This is a genomic window from Aetokthonos hydrillicola CCALA 1050, from assembly GCF_017591665.1.
Taxonomy (GTDB): domain Bacteria; phylum Cyanobacteriota; class Cyanobacteriia; order Cyanobacteriales; family Nostocaceae; genus Aetokthonos; species Aetokthonos hydrillicola.
In genome coordinates, this window is sequence record NZ_JAAKGC010000161.1 from 1 (window position 1) to 8,519 (window position 8,519).

The following is an 8,519-nucleotide window of genomic DNA, read 5'->3' on the forward strand; positions in this document are numbered from 1 at the left end:
AAAAAACAGCAACAGAGTTGCGAAAAATATTTGAAGAATTCGGTGGTCTATGGGTTAAAACAGGCCAAGTACTAGCACTAAGAACAGACATTTTTCCTGAAGAAATTTGTGAGCAATTAACACGTTTACAATATGGTGCCCAGGGATTTCCAATCGAGATTGTGCGTTCAACTATTGAATCGGAATTGGGTGTTCCAATTGATAAAATCTTTTCAGAGTTTGATGAAGAGCCACTAGCAGCTGCCTCTATTGCTCAAATTCACACCGCAGTTTTGCGTACAACCAAAAGACGTGTGGTGGTCAAAGTTCAACGTCCCAATCTAGAGGAATCTTTCAGACGGGATTTGGAAGTCATTAGACTTTTTGCTAATTTGTTAATAAAGTTGAATATTGCCAGCTACTTGCGTTTGGATGAAGCTGTAGTAGAACTCGAAAGAATCTTTACCGAAGAGCTAGACTACCGCTATGAAGCAGCCAACATGCGTCGGATGAAAAAGACACTCAAACCACATGGTGTTTATACTCCGTCAGTATACAGAAAATATTCCAAACGTCGCGTTTTGGTTATGGAGTATATCCCGGGCGTATTGATGGCCGATTATATCAAAGCTTTAAATAACGATCCTGTAAGAGTAAAAAAATGGGATCAAGCAAATAATGTTGACCGGAAAAGGGTAGGAGAAAAATTAATCTTGTCGTTGTTTCGACAAATATTTGAAGATAATTTATATCATGCAGACTTACATCCTGGTAATATATTTTTATTGCGTAACAGCAAGTTTGTGCTGATTGATTTAGGAAGTGTTGGTTCCTTAGATAAAGATTTGAGGACTTTCTACACAAAGTACACTCAAGCCCTAGAAAAAGGAGATTATCCAAAAGCAGCGGACTATATTGTCCGTTTTGCAGTTGATGTTCCTAGAGTGGATATACCTAGAGTGCGTGCCGAAATGTCTCGGGCAATTGAAGGTTGGGCAGATAAATCTCGACTCGACGGGTTATCTTACAAAGAAAAATCCTTAGGTGGAGCTACTAGTGAAATTAGCAGAGTATCTGTTAGATATAATATACCTAGTAACTGGGGATTTTTAAAGGTAAGTAGATCTTTGCTAACATTGGATGGTTCACTTCAGTACCTCGTACCAGATTTTGATTACTTAAAGACTCTCAAAAAATATAATAAAGAGTCAGAGCGCCGTTCCTTCATTCAAAATCTTAGTCTTGAGACGGTTATGGAGTCCATGAATAACTTTTTTGAGAATGTGGATGAATATAATACTTTGCTTCTTCCCAAAGTACGTGAAAAAACGATTCCTTTTGATGGAAGAAAGAGCAAGTTTGGTCTTGCTTTAGCCTTAGTTTTACGTACATTCTCCTCCGCAATACCAGTATCTGGAATTGTGTTAGTGTATTCTTTCTTATTTCAATATTATCTTGAAAGCATCAAAGTGATTCGTAACGGATTGTTTGATGAAATTGCCAAACAACTGCCGCAAATACCATACTTAGGATGGATTTTTATATTTATAGGTATGGGATTATTGTACCGAACCTTATTAGCTTGTTCAGATATCTTGGAACAAAAGGAATATCAAGGGAAGACGGTCTTATAACTTATAATGACGAATCATATTTGACAGCCTCTTGGAGGCGGGTGTGGGTTTAAAACAATTCAAAATTCAAAATTCAAAATTCAAAATTACAATCAGTGGGGGCTTGAAACCCGCTACTGATAGCGTAGCTCTCTTCGAGTCCGCGAGCGTCTTGAGGAACACTGATTTAAAAATCAGTGGGGGGCCTGTACCCGGAATTAATTAATTCAAAAATTTTTTCTTCTTAAATTTTGAATTTTGAATTTTAAATTTTGAATTTATCTGTTGTACTCCTGGTCTAAAACATTCAATAACTTTTGTTGTAATGGCGTCAGATAAGGTGTAGACAGTTTTCCTATACCCTTTAGAACCCAGTAAGCAGCAGTATCCAGATTCCCAAATAATTGAAACTTCTTGAGTCGTAAATATAACTGTTGCATAAAAGCGCATTCTTCTTCCAGGTAATCAAAGGATTTAATATTTTCGGGCTTAACGACATATTCGTTGTCCCAAGTTGTCACAGTACACACTCCATCTCCAAGACGAGTGATAATGCACCAACAACCGCTTTTTCCTTTCAACTCTGGATTATCTTTAGGAATTATTTGGCAAACTTCACCCACTCGGTTACATTTGAACTTTTTGGTTCTGTTTTTAATGCGTTGAACAATATCTTTGACGATAGTACTAGTTGGAACTTTTTTTCCGGCTTCCTCAACTGCCATTTGCCAAGCTTCACGCTGAGTGTCTGGTTGAGGTTTAGTCAGTGGTCTGACTTGGCGCTCCTTGGTCGGGAGAATGTGATCCATTGGATCACATTCGTCTAAAAGATTATCAACAACTGCTGCAGCTTGGATCAAAAGATAAGGCTGTCGGTGAGTACTATACCCAAATCTCTCCTGACAGTATTCCTCGAAAGTTCTATGTGTGCTTCGATATAGGCGGCGATCGCGCAATTGAACCAAGGATACTCAAATTGCTTAAAAGCATACTTTGATGACGTCACCGCACAATTATTATTAATTGGGCAACGCAGGTTGCGAAAAGGCTGCCACATACACCACCAATTGATAAGATATCACTGATTGGATAACTCGATGAACTAGAAACTTTCGTTACTAAAAAAATTAAAATTTATCTATGGACAGCATTTTAATATTTTAATCAAGGAATTTTAGCTCGAGGCAACAGATATAGAAATTTTTGTCAACCTACGTATGTAACATTTTTATCTAATTCTCCAGCCGTGGAAGTCCTTAAACTCACCTTCATCACTTCACAATGTATGTGTTAGAGTAGTAATGTAAATGTTCAAAAATGTATTAATCACTACCAATATTTGGAAAATCAGCAAAGCTGACTTTAAACCAATGATGCCAATCCACGCGATTAAAACTCCCCTAAAGTCGATTATTTCATTATCTTTGAACGCTTACTTCACCATATTGAAAATAAGAGGTGTGCTAAAACCCATTGTTATTTTTTATCAAAACTGCTTAGTCAATTATAGAAATAAGGATTGCAAATAATACAATACTATTTTATAATCCTGAACAAGAGATTACATACCAAGTACTTTAGGAAACCTCTGTCGAACGAGGTTTTCGTTCGAATAGTATAACAGTTTATCGAGGATTGTCAGTTAAAGTTTGATAGATTATCTCCAATAACTTGATAGTGGTTGGAACTGCTCAACTTGTAAATAATCCTTTCTTAAAGAAGCTAAGGTTTACGAACTCAAGCGAAGTTTTAAGATGAATCAAAACTTTCAATCAGATAAGAGGTATTTTTCTTCCGATAAAGAGGAAGTTGAATTACAGAAGCAAGTGAGTACACATAACGAAGAGACAAAACAAGAGCAGAGCCAAGCGTTCGCCGTTATAGGTATGGGTTGTCCTTTCTAGGAGGAGTGAAGGTTTATAGGTCAGCCTTTGACCAAGATTATCCCTGGAGCAAAATGGTACTATCTACTTATCCATTTCAAAGACAACGCTATCCTGTGGAGACTTCTAGTAATGGACATAAGAAAAGTGTCTTAGAAAAGAACCTAAATCAAATATAATTCAAGAGTTAAATCTTTCAGAAAATTTAACCGAACAAGAGCTACAATTAATCCCTAAACTCTTGAAAACTTTTAAGCACTCGAACTCTAAAATATGTGAAATTGATGGCCATGATAATAAACAAGCTATTATTGGCACTGAACTTAAAACCAATATGTTAAGAGAAGATGCGATCGCGAATGCCATTAAAGAAGAATTAGTCGCAACTACTCTTCAAGACGAATTAAAAGAAATCTAACTTTTACTTAACTAGGAAATATAAAATGACCAATATTTTAGACACAGAACAACAAGTTATTTCCTCTCAACAAGTGCTTCAAACTATTAAGGATATGCGAAATAGACTTGAAGCTGTTAACAGAGAAAAAACTGAACCAATCGCTATTATTGGTCTGGGTTGTCGATTTCCTGGTAATGCAAATGACCCTTCCTCGTTCTGGCGTTTATTACAAGAAGGGATCGATGCAATCACAGAAGTACCCTCTGGTCGATGGGATGTAGACGCCTACTACGATCCAAATCCTGAAACTATTGGGAAAACCTACACCAAACATGGTGGCTTTATCCAACAAGTCGATCAGTTTGACCCCTTATTTTTTGGCATTTCCCCCAGAGAAGCAGCGAGTTTAGACCCACAACAAAGGCTTCTTTTGGAGGTGACCTGGGAAGCGCTAGAAAACGCAGGACAAACCGCAGCAAAACTCAGACATACTCAAACGGGTGTATATGTGGGCATTTGTACAGATGATTATGCCCAACGGTTCATGAATTTGGATAAAGTCTCCGCAATGGACATTCATTCTGGCACGGGGAACGCGCGCAGTATGGCTGTAGGTCGTATTTCTCACTTCTTGGGCTTACAAGGACCAAATATTCAGTTAGATACTGCCTGTTCTTCTTCTTTATTAACTGTACATCTAGCTTGCCAGAGTTTACGTTCAAAAGAATGTAATCTAGCCCTTGCAGGTGGAGTCAATCTGATTCTATGGCCAGTAAGCACTATCGGTCGTTGCAGCTTGAGAGCATTAGCTCCAGATGGTCGTTGCAAAACTTTTGATGCTTCAGCAGATGGTTACGGTCAGGGCGAAGGATGTGGGATGGTAGTCCTAAAGCGTCTCAGTGATGCTATAGCAGATGGAGATTCGATTTTAGCGGTGATTAAAGGTTCCGCTGTTAACCACGACGGACCTAGCAGTGGTTTGACAGTTCCCAACAAGATGGCTCAAAAAGAAGTGATTCAGCAAGCACTACAAAATGCTAGAATCGAGCCGAATCAGGTGAGTTATGTGGAAGCTCACGGAACAGGAACATCCCTTGGAGACCCCATCGAGCTAGAGTCTTTAGCAGCAGTTTACGGTAAAAATCGTCCTCACAATCAACCTTTGGTAGTTGGTTCAGTAAAAACTAATTTCGGGCATTTGGAAGCAGCCGCAGGAGTCTCAGCTTTGATTAAAGTAATTTTATCCCTTCAGAATCAAGAGATTCCGCCCCATTTGCACCTAGAAAACCCCAATCCTCATATCCCTTGGCATCAACTTCCTTTAGTCATTCCTACTTCAGCAATACCCTGGCATCAAGGTACTGAGCCAAGAAGAGCAGGCATCAGCGCCTTCGGGATTAGTGGTACAAACGTACATATAATTCTAGAAGAAGCGCCAGAACAAGTCAAAATAGAAAAGTCCCCAGAGCGTAAATCGCATATATTAGCCCTTTCAGCAAAAACTCAAAAAGCTCTTGAAGAACTCGTTAATGAGTATTCTAATCATTTAAAAAATTATCCGGAATTAGCGATAGAAGATATTTGCTATACCGCAAATACAGGTCGCTCTCATTTCAATCATCGACTCGCATTAATTAGTTCTGATAAAGCTGATTTGCTCACAAAACTTAGGGACATAACAGCAGGTAAAGAGGTAACAGGGCTATTTTCAGGCCAAATCTCTAACGCTAAGATTTCTCCCAAAGTAGCTTTTCTCTTTACAGGTCAAGGCTCTCAGTATATACGAATGGGGTGGGAGTTGTACCAGACTCAACCCACCTTTCAGAAAACGTTGGAAAAATGCGACGAAATTCTGCGACCCTATTTAGATAAGCCTTTGTTAGAAGTGCTTTATCCGCAAGAAACAGTAGCAGAAGAAAGTGCCTCACTTCTAGATCAAACGGCCTACACTCAAACTGCTTTATTTGTAATAGAGTACGCCTTGGCTCAATTATGGCAATCTTGGGGAATTAGACCAGATATAGTCATGGGTCATAGTGTAGGTGAGTATGTGGCAGCAGTTGTAGCGGGAATCTTCAGCCTAGAAGATGGACTGAAACTGATTGCAACGAGGGGAAGGTTAATGCAGCAGCTGCCTAGTGGCGGTGAGATGGGGTCAGTGTTAGCCTCACAGGAACAGGTGCAATCAGCGATCGCACCCTATGCAGATAAAGTGGCGTTGGCAAAGCCCGCCGTAGGCATCGCTGCTATAAACGGTCCCCAAAGCATAGTGATTTCCGGTGTTGGTGAAGCCATCCAAGCAATTTGTAACGGCTTGGAGGAAAAGGGAATTAAGACCAAACCCCTACAAGTTTCCCATGCGTTCCACTCCCCTCTTATGGAACCTATGCTAGCGGAGTTTGAAGCTGTAGCCAAAGAGGTCACTTACAATCAGCCACAAATTCCTTTAATTTCTAATGTTACTGGACAGCAGGCAACACATGAAATTGCAACCCCAGAATATTGGGTGAATCATATCCGGAAACCTGTGCATTTTGCTCAGAGTATGCAAACCCTGTATAACTCAGGATATAGTCTCTTTTTAGAAATTGGACCCAAGCCGATTCTTCTGGGAATGGGTCGTCAATGTTTGCCTGAAGAAGTTGGTACGTGGCTACCTTCATTACGTCCGCCTCAACAAGATTGGCAACAAATGCTCTCAAGTTTAGGGCAACTTTACACACACGGAGTAGCACTAGATTGGTCAGGATTTGATCACGATTATTCTCGCCGTAAAGTAGCACTACCTACTTATCCATTTCAAAGACAACGCTACTGGCGGGAAGAGGAAGAAAAGAACGATAAAACAGTCTCAACACCAATTGTCAACTTACTGAACCAAGGTGCAACCGAGGAATTAGCTCAGGAATTAGAACTAGCAGGAGAACTGACCGCACAAGAGCGAGAATTACTGCCAAAGCTACTCGGACTTCTAGTTAAACGACAGCAAAATTATCTAGAATTCAAAGGCGGCGTAGTTCACGAATATTACAATGCTGTAGCAATCTTAGGTCAAGAGCAAGCTGGGAATCAGGGGGACGTAAACTCAGACTCAGCATTTTTAACTTTTGGTTTATTCCCAGAAAAAATTCCTGGTTTTTCTTGGATTAAATGTCTGACAGAGGCAAATCAAGAGCAATCTCGTCAGATCATTGTAGAGTCTCAAAAAGATTTGAGAAAATTATTGTTTGCTCAAGTAGATTTCTCCTCGTGCCAAAAAGTTTTAGACTTTGGCTGTGGATATGCCTCAGATTTAATTCAGCTGGCTCAAAAGTATGAACACTTGCAGTTAAATGGTTACACAATCTCTAGCGAACAAGCAAAACTGGGCAGCACAAAAGTTGAAGAAAAACAACTGCAAGGGCGAGTAAAAATCTTTAATCGAGATAGTGCTAAAGATGAGTTTCCTGAGCACTATGATTTGGTATTCGGGTTTGAGGTAGCACACCACATTCTCGATAAAAAGTCATTATTTAGTAATATCGGCAATCATTTAAATGAACAGGGATATTTGGTATTAGCAGATTTCATCTCTAATAGCGAATCTGCCATCGATCATCAAGAAACATCTTCCTACTTTATTACTAAATCCGAGTGGGTACAGTTGCTATCTCAACATCAACTCCAGTTAGTCGCAGCAATCGATGTAAGTCCTGAAATATCTAACTTTTTGTATGATCCAGACTTTGAGCAAAGGTTGGAACAGTTATATCAAAAAAATCGGGATGAAAACGTCAAATCTGGATTCAAATCCTATTACCAATTAGGGAAAGTTCTCAGTAAGGGAATAGCCAGTTATGTACTGCTAACAGCTAGAAAACAACAGCAGTTATCTAAAGAGCAAATAGCTGAGTGGAATCAACAAATGCTAGCTCAGTTGTCTTCTTACTCAGAAGTAACACCACAACGTTGGCTTTATGAATTAGAATGGCAACCCCAGAAACACTCGATTCCTCCAGAACAGAAGCAAAAACAGACAACAGGGAACTGGTTACTGTTTGCAGAAACTAATGCTGTAGCAAAAGAATTAGTAAAAAAATTGGGAGCAGGATGTGTTTTAGTATCTCCTGGTTTAAGTTATCAGCAAATAGACAACAAACACTACCAAATTAACCCTACTGTTCCAGAAGAATTCAAACGTTTGTTGGGTGAAATCACTTCTCAAAATTCACCACTCCAGGGAATTGTTCATCTATGGAATTTATCAACAACTAACACTCAGTTAGAAACAGCTATAGAATATGGTTGTGCTAGTGTGCTGCATTTAGTGCAAGCTTTGGTACAAAACCGACAGCAGCAGGAAATAGCACCTTTGTGGGTAGTCACCGAAGGTGCGGTGAGTGTGGGTACAGACCACGAAGCAGTACAAGTGCAACAAGCACCAGTGTGGGGATTAGGTCGGGTAATAGCTCTCGAACATCCAGAATTGCAATGTCGGTTACTTGATTTAGAACCAAACGCTAAAGAAGAACAACTGGCGCAACTTCTATACCAAGAACTCATTTCAAAAGACGACGAAAACCAGATTGCTTACCGTCAGGGAGAGCGTCAGGTAGCACGACTTGTGCGACGTCAACAGCAAGCAACAACAGAACACAAGGAAGA

3 protein-coding genes are annotated in these 8,519 nt (G+C 39.7%); 2 read left to right on the forward strand and 1 reads right to left on the reverse strand.

Going from position 1 to position 8,519, the window contains the following annotated elements; translation table 11 throughout:
- On the forward strand, positions 1-1,613 hold a 1,613-nt coding region (locus G4P69_RS34100), incomplete at its 5' end, for an ABC1 kinase family protein (RefSeq protein WP_208354334.1).
- Between the two features lie 257 nt (positions 1,614-1,870).
- Here the strand turns inward: G4P69_RS34100 and G4P69_RS34105 are convergent.
- Positions 1,871-2,557, reverse strand: a complete 687-nt coding sequence (locus G4P69_RS34105; protein ID WP_208354337.1) for a hypothetical protein — start codon at positions 2,555-2,557, stop codon at positions 1,871-1,873.
- 1,361 nt (positions 2,558-3,918) lie between these two features.
- Between G4P69_RS34105 and G4P69_RS34110 the strand changes: the two genes are divergently transcribed.
- The coding region (locus tag G4P69_RS34110) for a type I polyketide synthase (RefSeq protein ID WP_208354338.1) at positions 3,919-8,519 on the forward strand (4,601 nt) is incomplete at its 3' end.